Origin of the sequence: Microbacterium gallinarum (genome assembly GCF_014837165.1) — a bacterium.
Lineage (GTDB): Bacteria > Actinomycetota > Actinomycetes > Actinomycetales > Microbacteriaceae > Microbacterium > Microbacterium gallinarum.
Map to the genome: position 1 here is coordinate 60196 of NZ_JACSPM010000003.1, position 16349 is coordinate 76544.

Annotated in this window: 16 protein-coding genes; 9 read left to right on the forward strand and 7 right to left on the reverse strand. The window is 70.8% G+C overall.

The window, feature by feature from the left end; genetic code table 11:
- Positions 1-2: 2 nt before the first annotated feature.
- Both H9622_RS09785 and glgP read right to left on the reverse strand, forming a co-directional pair.
- A complete protein-coding gene (locus H9622_RS09785; protein ID WP_191766216.1) occupies positions 3-734 on the reverse strand; it encodes a glutamine amidotransferase in 732 nt (243 codons plus the stop codon).
- 145 nt (positions 735-879) lie between these two features.
- A complete protein-coding gene (gene glgP, locus H9622_RS09790) occupies positions 880-3432 on the reverse strand; it encodes an alpha-glucan family phosphorylase (protein WP_191766217.1) in 2553 nt (850 codons plus the stop codon).
- A gap of 117 nt (positions 3433-3549) precedes the next feature.
- On the opposite strand from glgP, the gene H9622_RS09795 reads away from it, so the two are divergent.
- From H9622_RS09795 to H9622_RS09805, 3 genes are all read left to right on the forward strand, one after another.
- A complete protein-coding gene (locus H9622_RS09795) occupies positions 3550-3783 on the forward strand; it encodes a response regulator (protein WP_191766218.1) in 234 nt (77 codons plus the stop codon).
- Positions 3770-4417, forward strand: a complete 648-nt coding sequence (locus tag H9622_RS09800) for a CYTH domain-containing protein (RefSeq protein ID WP_191766219.1) — start codon at positions 3770-3772, stop codon at positions 4415-4417. Before H9622_RS09795 ends, H9622_RS09800 begins: the two co-directional genes overlap by 14 nt.
- Before the next feature lie 84 nt (positions 4418-4501).
- The gene (locus H9622_RS09805) at positions 4502-4996 is read left to right on the forward strand and encodes a PaaI family thioesterase (protein WP_191766220.1); all 495 of its coding nucleotides are present in this window, start codon (positions 4502-4504) and stop codon (positions 4994-4996) included.
- 127 nt (positions 4997-5123) lie between these two features.
- Here the strand turns inward: H9622_RS09805 and lpdA are convergent, their stop codons facing one another.
- Both lpdA and H9622_RS09815 read right to left on the reverse strand, forming a co-directional pair.
- Complete coding sequence (gene lpdA, locus H9622_RS09810) at positions 5124-6521, reverse strand: dihydrolipoyl dehydrogenase (RefSeq protein WP_191766221.1); 1398 nt, start codon at positions 6519-6521, stop codon at positions 5124-5126.
- A gap of 10 nt (positions 6522-6531) precedes the next feature.
- On the reverse strand, positions 6532-7233 hold the full coding sequence (locus H9622_RS09815) for a copper resistance CopC family protein (protein WP_191766222.1): 702 nt from the start codon (positions 7231-7233) through the stop codon (positions 6532-6534).
- 107 nt (positions 7234-7340) lie between these two features.
- On the opposite strand from H9622_RS09815, the gene H9622_RS09820 reads away from it, so the two are divergent.
- Positions 7341-7742 (forward strand): hypothetical protein, encoded by a 402-nt coding sequence (locus H9622_RS09820; protein WP_191766223.1) that lies wholly within the window; start codon positions 7341-7343, stop codon positions 7740-7742.
- A 9-nt stretch (positions 7743-7751) separates the two neighbouring features.
- Here H9622_RS09820 and H9622_RS09825 read toward each other — a convergent pair whose 3' ends face one another.
- Positions 7752-8099: a hypothetical protein gene (locus tag H9622_RS09825; RefSeq protein WP_318247079.1), complete on the reverse strand. Its 348-nt coding sequence runs from the start codon at positions 8097-8099 to the stop codon at positions 7752-7754.
- Positions 8100-8267: 168 nt separating this feature from the next.
- Between H9622_RS09825 and H9622_RS09830 the strand changes: the two genes are divergently transcribed.
- The 3 genes from H9622_RS09830 to H9622_RS09840 all read left to right on the forward strand — a co-directional run bounded on the left by H9622_RS09830 (position 8268) and on the right by H9622_RS09840 (position 10127).
- Positions 8268-8777: an FHA domain-containing protein gene (locus tag H9622_RS09830; protein ID WP_191766224.1), complete on the forward strand. Its 510-nt coding sequence runs from the start codon at positions 8268-8270 to the stop codon at positions 8775-8777.
- The gene (gene ftsR / locus H9622_RS09835) at positions 8777-9469 is read left to right on the forward strand and encodes a transcriptional regulator FtsR (protein ID WP_191766225.1); all 693 of its coding nucleotides are present in this window, start codon (positions 8777-8779) and stop codon (positions 9467-9469) included. The genes H9622_RS09830 and ftsR overlap by 1 nt, the downstream gene beginning before the upstream one ends.
- Positions 9470-9581: 112 nt before the next feature.
- On the forward strand, positions 9582-10127 hold the full coding sequence (locus H9622_RS09840) for a MerR family transcriptional regulator (RefSeq protein WP_191766226.1): 546 nt from the start codon (positions 9582-9584) through the stop codon (positions 10125-10127).
- A gap of 83 nt (positions 10128-10210) precedes the next feature.
- Here H9622_RS09840 and H9622_RS09845 read toward each other — a convergent pair whose 3' ends face one another.
- Positions 10211-11422: a trans-sulfuration enzyme family protein gene (locus H9622_RS09845; RefSeq protein WP_191766227.1), complete on the reverse strand. Its 1212-nt coding sequence runs from the start codon at positions 11420-11422 to the stop codon at positions 10211-10213.
- A 102-nt stretch (positions 11423-11524) separates the two neighbouring features.
- Here H9622_RS09845 and H9622_RS09850 point away from each other — a divergent pair, with 102 nt between their 5' ends.
- The gene (locus H9622_RS09850; protein WP_318247080.1) at positions 11525-12016 is read left to right on the forward strand and encodes an Lrp/AsnC family transcriptional regulator; all 492 of its coding nucleotides are present in this window, start codon (positions 11525-11527) and stop codon (positions 12014-12016) included.
- A gap of 21 nt (positions 12017-12037) precedes the next feature.
- On the opposite strand, the gene H9622_RS09855 is transcribed toward H9622_RS09850, so the two are convergent.
- Positions 12038-12847 (reverse strand): ParA family protein, encoded by an 810-nt coding sequence (locus H9622_RS09855; RefSeq protein WP_056119365.1) that lies wholly within the window; start codon positions 12845-12847, stop codon positions 12038-12040.
- 73 nt (positions 12848-12920) lie between these two features.
- On the opposite strand from H9622_RS09855, the gene H9622_RS09860 reads away from it, so the two are divergent.
- On the forward strand, positions 12921-16328 hold the full coding sequence (locus tag H9622_RS09860; RefSeq protein WP_191766228.1) for a pyruvate carboxylase: 3408 nt from the start codon (positions 12921-12923) through the stop codon (positions 16326-16328).
- Positions 16329-16349 lie beyond the last annotated feature (21 nt).

Below are 16349 nucleotides of genomic sequence, written 5' to 3' on the forward strand. Positions count from 1 at the left end.
GTTCAGCGCGCGTAGCGCTCGACGAACGTGCGCAGGATTCGGCTCGGGTGCGACACCGCTGCGCGGCGCACGGCGGCGAGGGTGAGTTCGAGCTCCTCGGCGGCGAAGTACCCGTAGCCGGCGTACGCGTGGATGCGCGTCGTGATGCCGTCGACGTCCAGCTCGGGGTGGAACTGCGTGGCGTACACGTTCTCGCCCACCTTGAACATCTGCACCGGGCAGTCGGGCGACGAGGCGAGCAGCGCGGCCGAGGCCGGGAGCGTCGTGATCGCCTCCTTGTGGCCGACGAAGGCGTCGAACTGCGGAGGCATGTCGCGCAGGAGGGGATCGGATGCCCCGGCCTCGGTGAGCGTGACGGGAACCACGCTGATCGGCTCGGGGTACGTGCGGTCGATCACGGCGCCCTGGTGGGTGCCGAGGGTGCCGATGCCGTAGCAGGCCCCCAGGAACGGGAAGTCCCGGGCGACGACCTCGTCGAGGAGCGTCTGGAACTCGGCCTCGACCCGGTGCTGCACCGCCGACTTCGTCTCGGCCGGGTCGGAGGCGTTGAACGGCCCGCCGCCGACGAAGATGCCCGAGAGGGCGTCGAGGTCGAGGCGCGGCATGGGCTCGGCCTCGAGCCGGATGCGCACGAGGTCGCGCTCGTCGAGCCCGGAGTACCGCAGGAAGAGCTGGTACTCCTCGTCGGCGGGGACGTCTTCGGCCCGTGTGGCGAGGAGGACGAACGGCTTCACCCCCCAAGCCTACGGCCCGGCCGGCGGTGTCCCCGGCGGCGTCGCAACGTCGGAGATCCCGGGCGACACGCCGCCGCCGGGCTGCGGCGCACGGCGTGTCGCCGACGATCTCCGATTCTGCGACGTCGGGAACCCGGCGCCGGTGTCAGACCGGGTAGGTCACCAGGCCGAGCTCGACCGGGGACACCAGCTGCGGATGCGAGGGCACCACGCGCACGGTGTAGCCGAACGTGCCCGTCACCGTCAGGGGGAGCGCGCCCGTGAACGTCGTCACGCCGTCGACGGCCGGGCCGGCGGGCTCGAGCCGGTGCACGGAGTGGTCGCGCGCGAGCGCGTCGTCCTCGTCCGTGCGGCCGTATGCCAGCTCGACGGCGACGTCGTCGGGCGAGAGCCCGTCGAGCCGCACCTCGGCGCGCACCTCGAGCGTGTCGCCCGCCTGCGCCTGGGCGGGGATGCCCGAGGAGTCGACGCCGGCGACCGAGACGCGGGGCCAGGCATCCGTCACCCGCCGCACGAAGTCCGCGAGGGCACGGGCCTCGGCGAAGCCGTCGGCACGCAGGGCGCCGTCGTGCTCGGCGGCCGGCACGTACAGGCGCGTGACGTAGTCGCGCACCATACGGTCGCTCGTCGCCTTCTTGCCCAGCTCGGTCATCGTGTGGCGCACCATCGACAGCCAGCGCAGCGGGATGCCTCCCTCACGCTCGTAGAACCGCGGCACGAGCTGGTGCTCGATGAGGTCGTAGAGAGCGGATGCCTCGGCGTCGTCGCGCTCCTCGTCGTTCGACGCGGTGTCGGCGGTCGGGATGGCCCAGCCGTTCTCGCCGTCGTACCACTCGTCCCACCAGCCGTCGAGGATCGAGAGGTTCAGCACGCCGTTGAGCGCGGCCTTCATGCCGCTGGTCCCGCACGCCTCCAGCGGGCGCAGCGGGTTGTTGAGCCAGACGTCGCAGCCAGGGTAGAGGCCCTTCGCGAGCGAGATGTCGTAATCGGGCAGGAACACGATGCGCCCGCGCACCTTCGGGTCGCGGCTGAAGCGCACGAGCTGCTGGATGAGGATCTTGCCCGAGTCGTCGGCCGGGTGCGACTTGCCGCCGATCACGATCTGCACCGGCCGCTCGGGGTCGGTGAGGAGCTTCGTCAGCCGCTCGGGTTCGCGCAGCATGAGCGTGAGCCGCTTGTACGTCGGCACGCGCCGCGCGAAGCCGATCGTCAGCACCTCGGGGTCGAGCAGGTCCGCGATCCACGACGGGGTGTGGCCGTTGCCGACGCCGGCCGCGACGCGCCGCCGAGCCTCGGCGACGAGCTCGCCCTTCATCTGCTGGCGCACGCCCCACAGCTCGGCGTCGGTGACGGCCTCGCGGTTCGTCCAGTCATGGGCGTCGGTGTGCGCGTCGCCGAACGCGCGCTCGCTGACCGCCTTGAGCGCGGGGTGCACCCAGGTCGGAGCGTGCACGCCGTTGGTGATCGAGGTGATGGGCACCTCGTCGGTGTCGACGCCGGGCCACAGCATCCCGAACATTCCCCGGCTGACCTCGCCATGCAGCTCGGACACGCCGTTGGCGTGCTGGCCGAGGTGCAGCCCGAGGACCGCCATGTTGAAGACGCTCTGGTCGCCGCCGTCCCAGGTCTCGAGGCCGAGGGCGATCGCGCGACCGGCGTCGAGGTTCTGGAACAGTCCGCTCGCGAGGAAGTCGGCGATGAGGTCGCGGGGGAAGCGGTCGATGCCGGCGGGGACGGGTGTGTGCGTCGTGAAGACCGTGGATGCCCGCACCTGAGCGAGCGCGGCATCGAAGCCGAGACCGTCGTGGGTGATGAGCTCGGACATCCGCTCGAGTCCCTGGAACCCGGCGTGCCCCTCGTTCGTGTGGTAGACGTCCGGCGTGGGGCGGCCGGTGATGCGGCAGAACGCGCGCACCGCGCGCACGCCGCCGACGCCGAGGAGGAGCTCCTGCAGCAGGCGGTGCTCACCGCCGCCGCCGTAGAGGCGGTCGGTGACCCGGCGCATCTCGTCGGAGTTCGAGGGCGTCTCGGAGTCGAGCAGCAGCAGCGGGATGCGGCCGATGTCGGCGACCCACACGCGTGCGTACAGGCGCCGGTCGGAGGGGAGGTCGAGGGCGATCTCGACGGGCGAGCCGTCGGATTCGCGCAGCAGCGTGAGGCCGAGGCCGTACGGATCGAGCAGGGGGTAGCTCTCGCGCTGCCACCCGTCGTCGCCGATGGACTGGCGGAAGTAGCCGGCCCGGTAGAACAGTCCGACGCCGGTGAGCGGCACGCCCAGGTCGGAGGCGCTCTTGAGGTGGTCGCCGGCCAGGATGCCGAGTCCGCCCGAGTACTGGGGGAGCGATCCGTCGACGCCGAACTCGGGGGAGAAGTAGGCGATGTGCGCAGGCTTCGGCCCCTCGAGGTGCTGGAACCAGCGGTCGCCGTCGAGATACGCGGTGAGGCGCTCGTCCTCGGCGTGCACACGCTGAACGAAGGCCTCGTCTCGCGCGAGCTCGTCGAGGCGCTCCTGGCCCAGGGCGCCGAGCATGCGCGCGGGGTTGGCGCCGATCTCGTCCCACAGCGCCGGATCCATCGAGGCGAAGAGGGCGTGCGTCGCGCGGCTCCATGACCAGCGCCAGTTCGACGCGAGGCGGTCGAGTGGGGCGAGGCTTTCGGAGAGGACAGGGCGGACGGTGAACGTTCGGATGGCCTTCACGCGAGTGATTCTAGGGCGCGAAGATGAAAACGCTTGCACTCGTGCGGTCGCCGGAACGCGCGAAACGCCCGCGTCAAGGGCGGGTCCCGGCCGTCGGCGCGGGTCTAGGCTCGGCACATGGCTATCGCACGACTTCACGGAGGTCCGCTCGACGGGCAGCTCCTGCCGCTCGAGAACCCCGACCTCGACCGACTCATCGTCCCGTACAGCGAGACGCAGGTCGTCTACGCCCGCAAGGGCGACCTGGAGCGCACCGGGGAGGCCGACGGCCCGACCGAGGCCGAGTTCTGGTTCGTCGAGGCGCAGGACGACATCGACCCCTACACCGACTCGGCGAGTGAGCGACGCTGACCCCCGCCCCGGGGCCGCGCCCTCGCGCTCGGTCGAGATCGAGCTGAAGTTCGATGTCGATGACGGCGTCGCCCTGCCGGACTGGTCGGCGCTGCCGGGCGTCGCGTCGGTGGGCGCCGGCGAGCCGCGGTCGCTCGACGCGACCTACCTCGACACCGCCGATGTCGCACTGGCTCGTGCCGGCTACGCACTGCGGCGGCGCACCGGCGGGCCCGACGCCGGCTGGCATATCAAGGGTCCGCGCGGGGCGGATGGCGGACGCGTCGAGCTGCACTGGCCGCTCGGCGAGGCCGACGAGGTGCCCGCCGGCGCGCGCGCCGAGGTCGGCGCCGTCGTCGGTGACGCGGCGCTCACACCGCTCGCCCGCATCCGCAACGAGCGCGTCGCGTACTTCCTGCTCTCGCCCGGGGGCGAGGTCGTGGCGGAGGTGGCGGACGACCACGTGCGCACGCGCGACGAGCGCTCGGGGATCGAGCACGAGTGGCATGAGTGGGAGATCGAGCTCGGCCCTGCCGGGCCCGCCGACGCGGAGGAGCGCCGGGAGTTCTTCGCCGCGGTCGCGGACGCGGCTCATGCCGCGGGAGCGCGGGCCGCGGCATCCGATTCGAAGCTCGCGCGAGCGCTGGGGCACTGACGCCGCGGCGCCGGCCGGTTCGCCGCGCTTCGGTCGCTTCCCGGAGGGGCGCGGCCGTCGGCGGGGTGGCTCTAGGGTGAGCGCATGACCGACACGTCGCGCACCCGCACCTTCGACTGGGACGACCCGGCTCCGCCGCTCGCGGCGTCGCAGACGCTCGACGGCCTCACCTACCTGCGCGCCCTCATCGGGGGCGAGTTCCCCGCGCCGCCCATCGCGCGGCTCCTCGACTTCCGCATCGTCTCGGCCGATCCCGGCGAGGTCGTGTTCGAGTGCGAGCCGGCGGAGTACCACTACAACGTGCTCGGAATGGTGCACGGCGGCGTGGCATGCACGCTGCTCGACACCGTCGTGGGCTGCGCAGCGCACACGACCCTCGAGGCGGGGGTCGGCTACACCTCGATCGATCTCACCGTGTCGTACCTGCGCCCGATCCTGTCGAGCACCGGGCTGCTGCGGGCGCGGGGTCGTGTGGTGAAGCAGGGTTCGCGCGTGATCTTCGCCGAGGGAGTGGTGGAGGATGCCGCGGGCACGGCCTTCGCGACGGCGACGAGCTCGCTGCTCGTGCTCCGGCGCTGACGGGTGGTGCGCCACGGGGGCGGGGTGCGTCGTCTCGCCCGCGACGCTCCACGGCCGGGCACGCTCGGCGACCGGGAACGACGAAGGCCCCGGCGGGATGCCGGGGCCTTCGTCGTGATCGGGTGATCTACAGGTTGATCATGTGGCCGGCGAGGCCATGGAACGCCTCCTGCACGGCCTCCGACAGGGTCGGGTGCGTGTGCACGTTGCGCGCCGCCTCGAGGGCCGTGAGGTCCCACTTCTGAGCGAGCGTCAGCTCGGGGAGGAGCTCCGACACATCGGGTCCGATGAGGTGGCCGCCGAGCAGCTCGAGGTGCTCGCCGTCGGCGATGAGCTTGACGAAGCCGATCGGCTCGCCCAGGCCGTTGGCCTTGCCGTTGGCAGAGAACGGGAACTTCGCGACCTTGACGTCGTAGCCCGCGTCGCGCGCCTGCTGCTCGGTGAGACCGAACGAGGCCACCTGCGGCGAGCAGAACGTCGCGCGCGGCATCATGCGGTAGTCGCCGAGGGTCATCGTCTCGGCCTTGCCGATGGTCTCGGCGGCGACCACGCCCTGCGCCTCGGCCACGTGGGCCAGCTGCAGCTTGGCGGTCACATCGCCGATCGCGTAGATGTGCGGCACGCTGGTGCGCATGTGGTCGTCGATGTCGATGGCACCGCGGTCGGTGAGCTTCACGCCGGTCTTGTCGAGGCCGAAGCCCTCGACGTTGGCGGCGAAGCCGATCGACATCATGACCTTGTCGGCCTCGATCGAGCCGGCGGTGCCGTCCTTGGCGGTGTAGGTCACGGTCACCTTGTCGCCCTGGTCGGTGACGGTCTCCACCTTGGTCGAGGTGAGGATGTCGACGCCGTACTTCTTGTACTGACGCGCGATCTCCTTCGAGACGTCGGCGTCCTCATTGGGCAGCGCACGGTCGAGGAACTCGATGATCGTGACCTTGACGCCGTAGTTGACCATCACGAAGGCGAACTCCATGCCGATGGCGCCGGCGCCGACGATGACGATGGACTCGGGCAGGTCGCGAGCGAGGATCTGCTCCTCGTACGTGACGATGTTGCCGCCGATCTCGACGCCGGGCAGCAGACGCACCGTGGAGCCGGTCGAGATGATCGCGTTGTCGAAGGTCACCTCGTCGGTGGAGCCGTCGGCCTTGGTCACCGTGATGGCGTTGGGCCCGGTGAACGAACCGCGGCCCTCGTACTCGGTGACCTTGTTCTTCTTCATCAGGTAGTGGATGCCCTTGACGTGGGTGTCGGCCACGGTGCGGCTGCGGTCCCACGCGACTCCGAAGTCGAACTTCACGTCGCCGGAGATGCCGAACAGATCGGCCTTGTGGGTGAACTGGTGCGCGAGGTCGGCGTTCTTCAGGAGTGCCTTCGAGGGGATGCAGCCCACATTGAGGCAGACACCGCCCCAATACTTCTCTTCGATGATGGCGACGGAGAGGCCGAGCTGTGCGCTGCGGACAGCCGCGACGTACCCGCCGGGGCCCGCGCCGAGGATAGCGACGTCGTAATGGGGCATGACTGCAAGCCTATCGCTCGGCGGAGGCGTCGGAGTCGGGCCCGGGAGCCCCCCCGAGCGCCCGCCCGCGGTTGTCGGCGAGGGTCTTCTCGCGACGTGCGCGCGACACCAGCAGGTAGGCGATGCCGCCGCCGAGGGCGATCACCACGATGCCGACGAGCACCCAGGGCCACACATCGGAGCCGGTCGTCTCGGAGTCCGCCGGCACGGTGGCCGACGGCGTCGCAGTGGGCTCCTGCGTGGGCTCGGACGTCTCGGTCGGAGTCGGAGTCGGCGCCGGGGTGCCGGTGGCGGTCGGGGTCGGAGTGGACGCGGGCGTCACGGTGAACGCGAACCGGCCCGAGATGGGGTGGCCGTCGCTCGAGACGACCTTCCACAGGACGGTGATCTCACCGGATGCCTCGCCCGTGAGCGGCTGGGTCAGCACGTTGTCCTGCGCGGTCGGTGCGCCGTCGATGAGCGACGTGCCCGCGGCATCCGTCACGGCCACCTCCGACGCGCCCGCGTCGGTCGCGATCGCACCGCTGAACGTCAGCGCCAGCTGCGCCGGAACGCCCTCGACGGTCGAGTCGGCGGACGGGCTGCTGCCGATCAGCTCGTCGTGCGCGTGCGCGGGGGATGCCGGAACCAGCAGCAGCGCGAAGGCCACGAGCAGGGCCGCAGCGAGGGCGAGGACGCGGGCGGGAAGGGCCGTGTGAATTCCGTGTGACATCACGTGATCGAGCCTAGCCAAGACCTTCTCAGCCGCCGGACGCGCGAGTAGCCTGACCGCAGGCGGGCACCCCTGCCCGCGGACGAACACGGAAGCGAGGTGGGCAGATGGATTCCACGATGATGGAGGCCATGTCTAAGGACATGATGTCGATGCCCGGCATGGCGACGATGGACATGTCGGTGCTGCAGGCGTGTATGGACGCCTGCTCGGCCTGCGAGCAGGCGTGCACGGTGTGCTCCACGCAGATGATGTCGTGTGCTCCCGCATGCATGAACTGCGCGGACATGTGCAACACGATGATGCGCGCCATGATGCGGATGCAGGGCATGACCCCGGCGTCGATGATGGCGATGCTCGACGCGTGCATCGCGATGTGCCAGACCTGCATGGACGAGTGCATGGAGCACGCCGACCACAGCGAGGTCTGCAAAATGTGCGCTCAGTCCTGCAAGGCCTGCATGGATGCCTGCATGGCCGTCCGGGACATGATCATGAAGGCGACCTGAGCCGCGGCATCACCGTGCGATGTTGAAGTGCTCGCGGCCCACCGCGAGCACGTTGTAGCGGCCGTGCACCGCCACCGGCGTGCCGGGCGTGAGCGCGCGTGCGGCGCCCGCGCCGTTCCACACCGTGATCGGGGCCGCGCTCGTCAGGTCCCGCACGACGATGGTGCCCGTCGCGGCATCCGCCGACTCGACGATCCCGTCGCTCCAGTCCGAGGGCGTCGCCGACGCCAGGCGTGACTGGATGAGGTGCAGCGCGTGCCCGGGAGCGTAGGAGGAGCACGCGTCGCCGACGTCGCACATGCACGCCGCACGCTCACGCACCTGGAGGGGCGGGATGTGGCGGTGCTGGCTCGACACGGCGGGACTCCTTCTCGTAGTTTCGGTCTCCACCACGTTAGGTCGGCTGCTCGCCCGAATCACGCGACCCGACATCAGGCGAAACAAAGCGGATCCGCGCGTCGCGCCGATTCCCGGCCTTTCGCCGGCGAGGTGATCGGATAGGCTTGCACGCAGAGGAGGACCACCGTGGAGGAACACCGCCGACCTGACGAGGGCGACATCCGCCGGGCATCCGGTGCAGACCCCGAGTCGGCCGAGTCCGATCGCGGGACCGACACGACGCAGACCTTCGGACATGATTCCGACCTCTCGTTCGTGCCGTTCGGAAGTGAGCTGGCGACTGCCGAGCTCGAGGCGATCGACGCCCTTCCCACCGGCGCTGCGCTGCTCCTCGTGCGGTCCGGTCCGACGGCCGGAGCCCGCTACCTGCTCGACACCGATGTGACGACGGTCGGCCGGCATCCCGAAGCCGACATCTTCTTCGACGACGTCACGGTCTCGCGTCGTCACGCCGAGATCACGCGCACCGGCACCTCGTTCGAGCTCGTCGACCAGCGCTCGCTCAACGGCACGTACGTCAACGGCGAGCGGGTCGACCGGGCGGTCCTGCGCAACGGCGCCGAGCTGCGCATCGGCAAGTTCCGCCTCAACTTCTTCGTCTCGCCCGCCGATCTCGCTCAGGCCGCGGACGGGTGATGCCGGCTGCATCCGCCCGCGAACGATCGTCGTCCGCGGGGCTTCTCAGCATCGGCCAGGTCCTCGCGCGCCTGTCGCCCGAGTTCCCGTCGCTGACCTCGAGCAAGCTCCGCTTCCTCGAAGTGCAGGGCATCGTCACGCCCGTGCGCACCGAGTCCGGCTACCGCAAGTTCTCGCAGGCCGACCTCGAGCGGCTGCGTCTGGCGCTCACGCTCCAGCGCGACCACTACCTGCCGCTCGTGGTGATCCGCGAGTACCTCGAAGACGTCGATGCCGGCCGCGAGCCGGCCACGCCGACGGCAGTCTCGCCGCCGTCGATCGTGCCCGCGCCGCGCCGCTACCGCCGCGACGAGCTGCTCGCCGCCGCCGGCGCGGCGCCCCAGCTGCTCAACGACGCGATCAGCACCGGCGTGCTCATCGGCTCCGACTCGTACACCGAGCAGTCCGTCGCGCTGCTCCGCGCGCTCGTCGCTCTCGACCGCCACGGCATCGAGCCGCGCCACGTGCGCGCACTGCGGCAGAACGCCGAACGCGACGTCGCCCTGGTCGAGCAGGCGCTCTCGCCCCTGCTGCGGCGGACGGATGCCTCGTCCCGCGGCCGCGCCGGAGAGCTCGCGCCGGAACTGGCGAAGCGGCTCGACGAGGTGCGCGCGATCTTCGTCCGGTCGGCGCTGGACCGGCTGCTCACCTGAGCGATCCGAGCCGCCGATCGCGCGACACGCCGGGGCCGTCGAAGCCGATGTCGTAGACGGAGTGGGGTGGCTCATCTAGCGTGGAAGTATCCGAGTCCGGAGGGGGGCGAGCATGACTGCTCGAGAAGCGGCCGACAATGAGCCGTTCGTCGCGGAGCTCCTCTTCACCGACGGGCTCCCCGCCATGGACGACGAGGTCGGCTACCGCGGTGCGGTGGCGGCACGCGCCGCCGGCATCACCTACCGCCAGCTCGACTACTGGGCGCGCACCGAGCTGGTCGAGCCGACCGTGCGCGGCGCGAGCGGTTCAGGATCCCAGCGGCTCTACGGCTTCCGTGACATCCTCGTGCTCAAGCTCGTGAAGCGCCTGCTCGACACCGGCATCTCGCTGCAGCAGATCCGCACCGCCGTCGATCAGCTCCGTGCCGCCGGCATCCGCGATCTCGCCGGCACGACGCTGATGAGCGACGGCGCTTCCGTGTACCTGTGCACGTCGAACGACGAGGTCATCGACCTCGTCAGCCGCGGTCAGGGCGTCTTCGGCATCGCCGTCGGCAAGGTGCTGCGCGAGGTCGAGACCGAGCTCGTGGCCTTCGAGGCGCAGGCGCCCGACGCCCTCGACGAGCTCGCGATGCGTCGCGCCTCACGCTCCGCGTAGCGGCTCGACGCGACCCGACGACGAAGAAGGCGGGCCCCCGTGGGGGAGCCCGCCCTTTTCCGTCTTCGGACGCCGCTTCTGCGTCAGACGCGCTCGGCCGCGGAGTGCTCGAGCACCCGCGAGCGGGCGAACGCCTGCTCGAGGTCGGCGATCAGGTCGTCGGGGTTCTCGAGCCCGATCGACAGGCGGACCAGCGCGTCGGAAGGCTTGGCCTCCGACTGCACCGGCCGATGCGTGAGCGCCGCGGGGTGCTGGATGAGCGAGTCGACGCTGCCGAGCGACACGGCGTGGGTGAAGAGCTCGACGGCGGCGGTCAGCTCGCTCGCGGCGTCGAAGCCGCCGGCGAGCTCGATCGCGATCATCGCGCCCGGACCCGACTGCTGCGTGCCGATGAGGCCCTGGGGGTCGCACTCGGCGAACTCCGGGAAGTGCACGCGGGTGACCTCGGGACGCGTCGTCAGCCAGGTCGCCACCGTGCGGGCGCCCTCCTGCTGCGCGCGCATGCGCACGGGCAGCGTCGTCAGGCCGCGGTGCAGCAGGTAGGCCGCGAGCGGGTGCATGATCGCGCCCGTGATGGCGCGGGTGCGGCGCAGGGCCGCCGCGGTCGATGCGTCGCACGCGACGACGCCGCCGACCACGTCGCCGTGGCCGCCGAGGTACTTGGTCGCGCTGTGCAGCGAGATGGCGGCGCCGAGATCGAGCGGATGCTGCAGCACGGGCGTCGCGAACGTGTTGTCGACGAGCACGGGCACGTCGCCCGCGGCGGCGACGACCGCACGGATGTCGACGAGCTCGAGGGACGGGTTGGCGGGAGACTCGAGGATGACCAGGGCGGTGTCGGGGCGCACGGCGGCGGCCACGGCATCCGGAGTGCAGTAGGTGGCCTCGACGCCGAGCAGGCCCGACGCGAGCAGGTGGTCGGTGCCGCCGTACAGCGGGCGCACCGCGACGACGTGACGCTTGCCCTGCTCGTGCGACAGCGCGAGGAGCACGGCGGTCACGGCGGCCATGCCCGAGGAGAACGCGACGGCCTCCTCGGCGTGCTCGAGCCGGGCGAGCGCCTGCTCGAACCGCGCGACCGTGGGGTTCCAGAGGCGCGCGTAGACGTTCGATCCGCCCTCGAACGGGTGGCCGCCGGTGGCGAGCACCTCGTACGAGAGGCCGCCGACGTCGATGCCGGGGAGGGGGTTCGTCGACGAGAGGTCGAGGGGGAGCGCGTGCACTCCGAGCTCGGCGAGGTCTTCGCGGCCGGCGTGCACCGCAAGGCTGTCAGGGTGCAGCGAGTTCGGTGTCATGCCCTGATCGTCGGCGATATCGCAGATCCAAGCAAGCGGAACCGCGACTGTGATGCCGTATCGTCATCGTTGATTGAAGAATCCCCAAAGTGGAGGCATCCGGTGGTCTCGTCTTCGAAGAATCCGCAAGCGGTCTCGCTCGACGCATTCGACCGCGCGATCCTCGCCGCCCTCGTCGAGGACGGACGGATGACCAATGCGGCGCTGGCGGCGCGCGTCGGACTCGCCGAGTCGACGTGCGCATACCGGGTGCGCGCGCTGCGCGACAGCGGCGTCATCTCGAGCATCAACGCCCGCGTCGACCTTGCGGCGGTCGGGCGCCCGATCCAGGCGGTGGTGCAGGTGCACCTCTCGAGTCACAGCCGCGTGCACATCGACGAGCTGTTCGACCGGCTGGTCGAGATCCCGGGGGCGCTGTCGGTGGTGCACGTCGCCGGTGACAACGACTTCCACCTGCATCTGGCGGTGGCGAGTCCCGAGCGGTTGCGCGACCTGATCCTCGAGCACATCACGAGCCACCCGGCGGTCACGAAGACCGAGACGCAGCTGGTCTTCGAGGTGCGGCGGGGCGCAGGCGCCCTCGGACCGCTCTGAGGCGGGCCCGGTCTGACGGGGTCAGGCCCGCGCTTCGCCCGGCACGGGGATGCGCCCGGTGCGCATGACCCGGTCGAGCAGCGAGTCGAAGTCGGCCGCCAGCTCCTGCGCCGAGTCGCCCGGCCAGATGTGCAGCGGCTTGGCCGCGCCCTGTGCCTGCTGCAGGGAGGTGCGCTCGGGCAGTTGCGGGCTCAGCACGAGCGGGCCGAACATGTCGCGCAGCTCCTTGATGCGGAACTGGTGCTCGATCGACTGCGGACGCACACGGTTGACGACGATGCCGAGCGGCTGGAGACGGGGGGAGAGGCCGCGGCGGATCTCCTCGATCGCGCGGAGGGCGCGGTCGGCGGCGGCGACCGAGAACAGGCCGGGCTCGGTGATCACGATCACGCGGTCGCTGGCCGCCCACGCGGTGCGCGTCAGGGCGTTGAGCGACGGCGCGCAGTCGATGAGGACCAAATCGTAGTCGGCCTCGATCGTCGCGAGCGCCTCTTCGAGCTTCCACACGTCGCGGACGCTCGGGTGCGGTCCGTCGAAGTTGATCGCCGAGGGGCTGCCGATCATGACGTCGATCGTGCCAGGGTGCACCTTGGCCCACCCGCTGGAGGTGATGGCCTGGCGGACCGTCTTCTCCTTGGGGTTCGCGAGGACATCGGCGACATTCAGGCGGCCTGCCACCTGAATGTCCATGCCCGTCGAGACGTCGGACTGCGGGTCGAGGTCGACGACGAGCGTGCGGACACCGCGGGCGAAGGCCGCCGACGCGAGTCCGAGGGTCACGGTCGTCTTGCCGACGCCTCCCTTGAGCGAGCTGACGGAAAGGACGTGCACAAGGCACCACGTTACCTTCCCCTAGGCTGAGAACACACTCAGGCCCGCACGCATCGCCGCACCCGGAGGTCGAATGTTCCGCAAGATCCTCGTCGCGAACCGTGGCGAAATCGCCATCCGAGCCTTCCGCGCCGCCTACGAGCTCGGGGCGCGCACGGTCGCGGTGTTCCCCTTCGAGGATCGTGGTTCGCTTCACCGGCAGAAGGCCGATGAGTCCTACGAGATCGGCGAGAAGGGGCATCCGGTCCGCGCCTATCTCGATGTCGCCGAGATCATCCGCGTCGCGAAAGAGTCCGGCGCCGACGCCATCTACCCCGGCTACGGCTTCCTCTCCGAGAACCCTGAGCTCGCCGAGCAGGCGGCCGCGAACGGCATCGCCTTCATCGGCCCGCCCGCCCACGTGCTGGAGATGGCCGGCAACAAGGTCACCGCGAAGCACCACGCGGTCTCCGCCGGCGTTCCGGTGCTGCGCTCGACCGAGGCATCCGACGACGTCGACACGCTCCTCGCGCAGGCCGACGACATCGGATTCCCGATCTTCGTGAAGGCCGTCGCAGGCGGAGGCGGGCGCGGCATGCGCCGCGTCGAGCAGCCCGGCGAACTCGCCCCCGCCCTCGCCGAGGCCATGCGCGAGGCGGGCAGCGCGTTCGGCGACGCCCGCGTCTTCCTCGAGCAGGCGGTGCAGCGCCCGCGGCACGTCGAGGTGCAGATCCTCGCCGACACGTCGGGCGAGACGGTGCACCTCTTCGAGCGCGACTGCTCGGTGCAGCGCCGCCACCAGAAGGTCATCGAGATCGCCCCGGCCCCGAACCTCGACCCCGCGGTGCGTGACGCGCTGCACGGGTACGCCGTCGCGTTCGCACGGTCCATCGGGTACCAGAACGCCGGCACGGTCGAGTTCCTGCTCGAGACGGCCGGCCCTCGCGCCGGCGAGGTCGTCTTCATCGAGATGAACCCGCGCATCCAGGTGGAGCACACCGTCACCGAAGAGGTCACCGACGTCGACCTCGTGCAGTCGCAGATGCTCATCGCCGCAGGCAAGACGCTGGCCGACCTGGGCCTGACGCAGGACCGCATCCAGCTGCGCGGCGCCGCGCTGCAGTGCCGCATCACGACCGAGGACCCGTCACAGGGCTTCCGTCCCGACACCGGACGCATCACGACGTACCGGTCGCCCGGTGGCGCCGGCATCCGCCTCGACGGAGGCACGACGGCCGCAGGCTCGCAGATCAGCCCGCACTTCGACTCGATGCTCGCGAAGCTGACGTGTCGCGGGCGGGACTTCCCGGCCGCCGTCGCCCGCGCCCGCCGCGCTCTCGCCGAGTTCCGCATCCGCGGCGTCGCGACGAACATCCCCTTCCTGCGTGCTGTGCTCGACGACGCCGCCTTCGTCGCCGGCGACGTGAGCACGTCGTTCATCGACGAGCGCCCGCAGCTGCTCTCGAGCAACCCGTCGCGCGACCGTGCGACGAAGCTCCTGGCGTGGCTCGGTGACGTGACGGTCAACCGGCCGTACGGCGAGAAGCCGGTGTCGGTCTCGCCCGGCAGCAAGCTCCCCGCGATCGATCTGGCGGCCGCGGCGCCGGCGGGAACGCTCGACCGGCTGCGCGAGCTCGGACCCGAGGGCTTCGCCCGTGCACTGCGCGAGCAGAGCGCCCTCGCCGTCACCGAGACGACGTTCCGCGACGCGCACCAGTCGCTGCTCGCGACCCGGGTGCGCACGCGCGACCTCGTGCGCGTCGGTCCCCACGTGGCCCGCATGACTCCGCAGCTGCTCTCGGTCGAGGCCTGGGGCGGCGCGACCTACGACGTCGCGCTGCGCTTCCTCGCCGAAGACCCGTGGGAGCGCCTCGAGGCGCTGCGCACCGCGATGCCCAACATCCCGATCCAGATGCTCCTGCGCGGCCGCAACACGGTGGGCTACACGCCGCGCCCGGTCGAGGTGACCGAGGCCTTCGTGCAGGAGGCCGCGACCACCGGCGTCGACATCTTCCGGATCTTCGACGCGCTCAACGACGTGTCGCAGATGCGCCCGGCGATCGACGCCGTACGCGCCACCGGCACCGCGATCGCCGAGGTCGCGCTGTGCTACACGTCCGACCTGCTCGACCCGTCGGAGAAGCTCTACACGCTCGACTACTACCTTCGCCTCGCGGAGCAGATCGTCGAGTCGGGCGCGCACATCCTCGCGATCAAGGACATGGCGGGCCTCGTCCGTCCCGCCGCCGCCGCGAAGCTCGTCAGCGCGCTGCGCGAGCGATTCGACCTGCCGGTGCACCTGCACACGCACGACACCGCCGGAGGACAGCTCGCGACGCTGCTCGCTGCAAGCGCCGCGGGAGTGGATGCTGTGGATGCCGCGGCCGCCCCCATGTCGGGCACGACCAGCCAGCCGTCGCTCTCGGCTCTCGTCGCCGCCCTGGCGCACACCGACCGCGACACCGGGCTCAGCCTGCAGGCGGTCAGCGATCTCGAGCCGTACTGGGAGGGCGTGCGTCACCTGTACCGGCCGTTCGAGTCGGGTCTCGATGCGCCCACCGGTCGCGTCTACCACCACGAGATCCCCGGCGGGCAGCTGTCGAACCTCCGCCAGCAGGCCATCGCGCTCGGCCTGGCGGACGACTTCGAGCTCATCGAGGACATGTACGCCGCCGCCGACCGCATCCTCGGCCGCATCCCGAAGGTCACGCCGTCGTCGAAGGTCGTCGGCGACTTGGCCCTCGCCCTCGTCGCGGCGAAGGCCGACCCCGCCGACTTCGAGCAGAACCCGCGCAACTACGACATCCCCGACTCGGTCGTCGGGTTCATGGCGGGCGAACTGGGCGATCTGCCGGGCGGATGGCCCGAGCCCTTCCGCACCAAGGTGCTCGAGGGCCGCGAGGTGTCGATCGACGTGCCGCCGCTCACCGACGAGGAGCGCGCCGGGCTGGCCGGCGACGGCGCCGACCGCCGTCGCACGCTGAACCGGCTGCTCTTCCCGGCCCCCGCCCGCGAGTTCGAGAAGAACCGCGAGACGTACGGCGACCTGTCTGCCCTCGGCACTCCCGACTACCTCTACGGCCTCAAGCCGGGGGAGGAGCACATCGCCGAGATCGATCCGGGCGTGCAGCTCTATGTCGGCCTCGAGGCGATCGGCGAAGCCGACGCGAAGGGCATCCGCACCGTCATGACGACGCTCAACGGCCAGCTCCGGCCGGTGTTCGTCCGCGACCGCAGCATCAAGGTCGACGTCAAGCAGGCCGAGCGCGCCGACACCTCCAAACCGGGTCAGGTGGCCGCGCCGTTCGCCGGCGTCGTCACCCTCAAGGCCGCGGTCGGCGCCACCGTCACCGCGGGTCAGCCGATCGCGTCGATCGAGGCGATGAAGATGGAAGCGGCCATCACCGCGCCCGTCGACGGCGTCATCGAGCGCCTCGCGATCGGCGAGACTCAGCAGGTCGACGCCGGAGACCTTTTGGTCGTCATACGTCCTGCCCAGTAATCTGGAGGGTGGCACCCGCCC

Excerpts from the sequence above, each read along its gene's own strand:
- H9622_RS09795 (WP_191766218.1), top strand. The coding sequence starts at position 3,550 with ATGGCTATCGCACGACTTCACGGAGGTCCGCTCGACGGGCAGCTCCTG.
- H9622_RS09805 (WP_191766220.1), top strand. The coding sequence starts at position 4,502 with ATGACCGACACGTCGCGCACCCGCACCTTCGACTGGGACGACCCGGCT.
- lpdA (WP_191766221.1), bottom strand. The coding sequence starts at position 6,521 with ATGCCCCATTACGACGTCGCTATCCTCGGCGCGGGCCCCGGCGGGTAC.
- H9622_RS09815 (WP_191766222.1), bottom strand. The coding sequence starts at position 7,233 with ATGTCACACGGAATTCACACGGCCCTTCCCGCCCGCGTCCTCGCCCTC.
- H9622_RS09820 (WP_191766223.1), top strand. The coding sequence starts at position 7,341 with ATGGATTCCACGATGATGGAGGCCATGTCTAAGGACATGATGTCGATG.
- ftsR (WP_191766225.1), top strand. The coding sequence starts at position 8,777 with ATGCCGGCTGCATCCGCCCGCGAACGATCGTCGTCCGCGGGGCTTCTC.
- H9622_RS09840 (WP_191766226.1), top strand. The coding sequence starts at position 9,582 with ATGACTGCTCGAGAAGCGGCCGACAATGAGCCGTTCGTCGCGGAGCTC.
- H9622_RS09845 (WP_191766227.1), bottom strand. The coding sequence starts at position 11,422 with ATGACACCGAACTCGCTGCACCCTGACAGCCTTGCGGTGCACGCCGGC.
- H9622_RS09860 (WP_191766228.1), top strand. The coding sequence starts at position 12,921 with ATGTTCCGCAAGATCCTCGTCGCGAACCGTGGCGAAATCGCCATCCGA.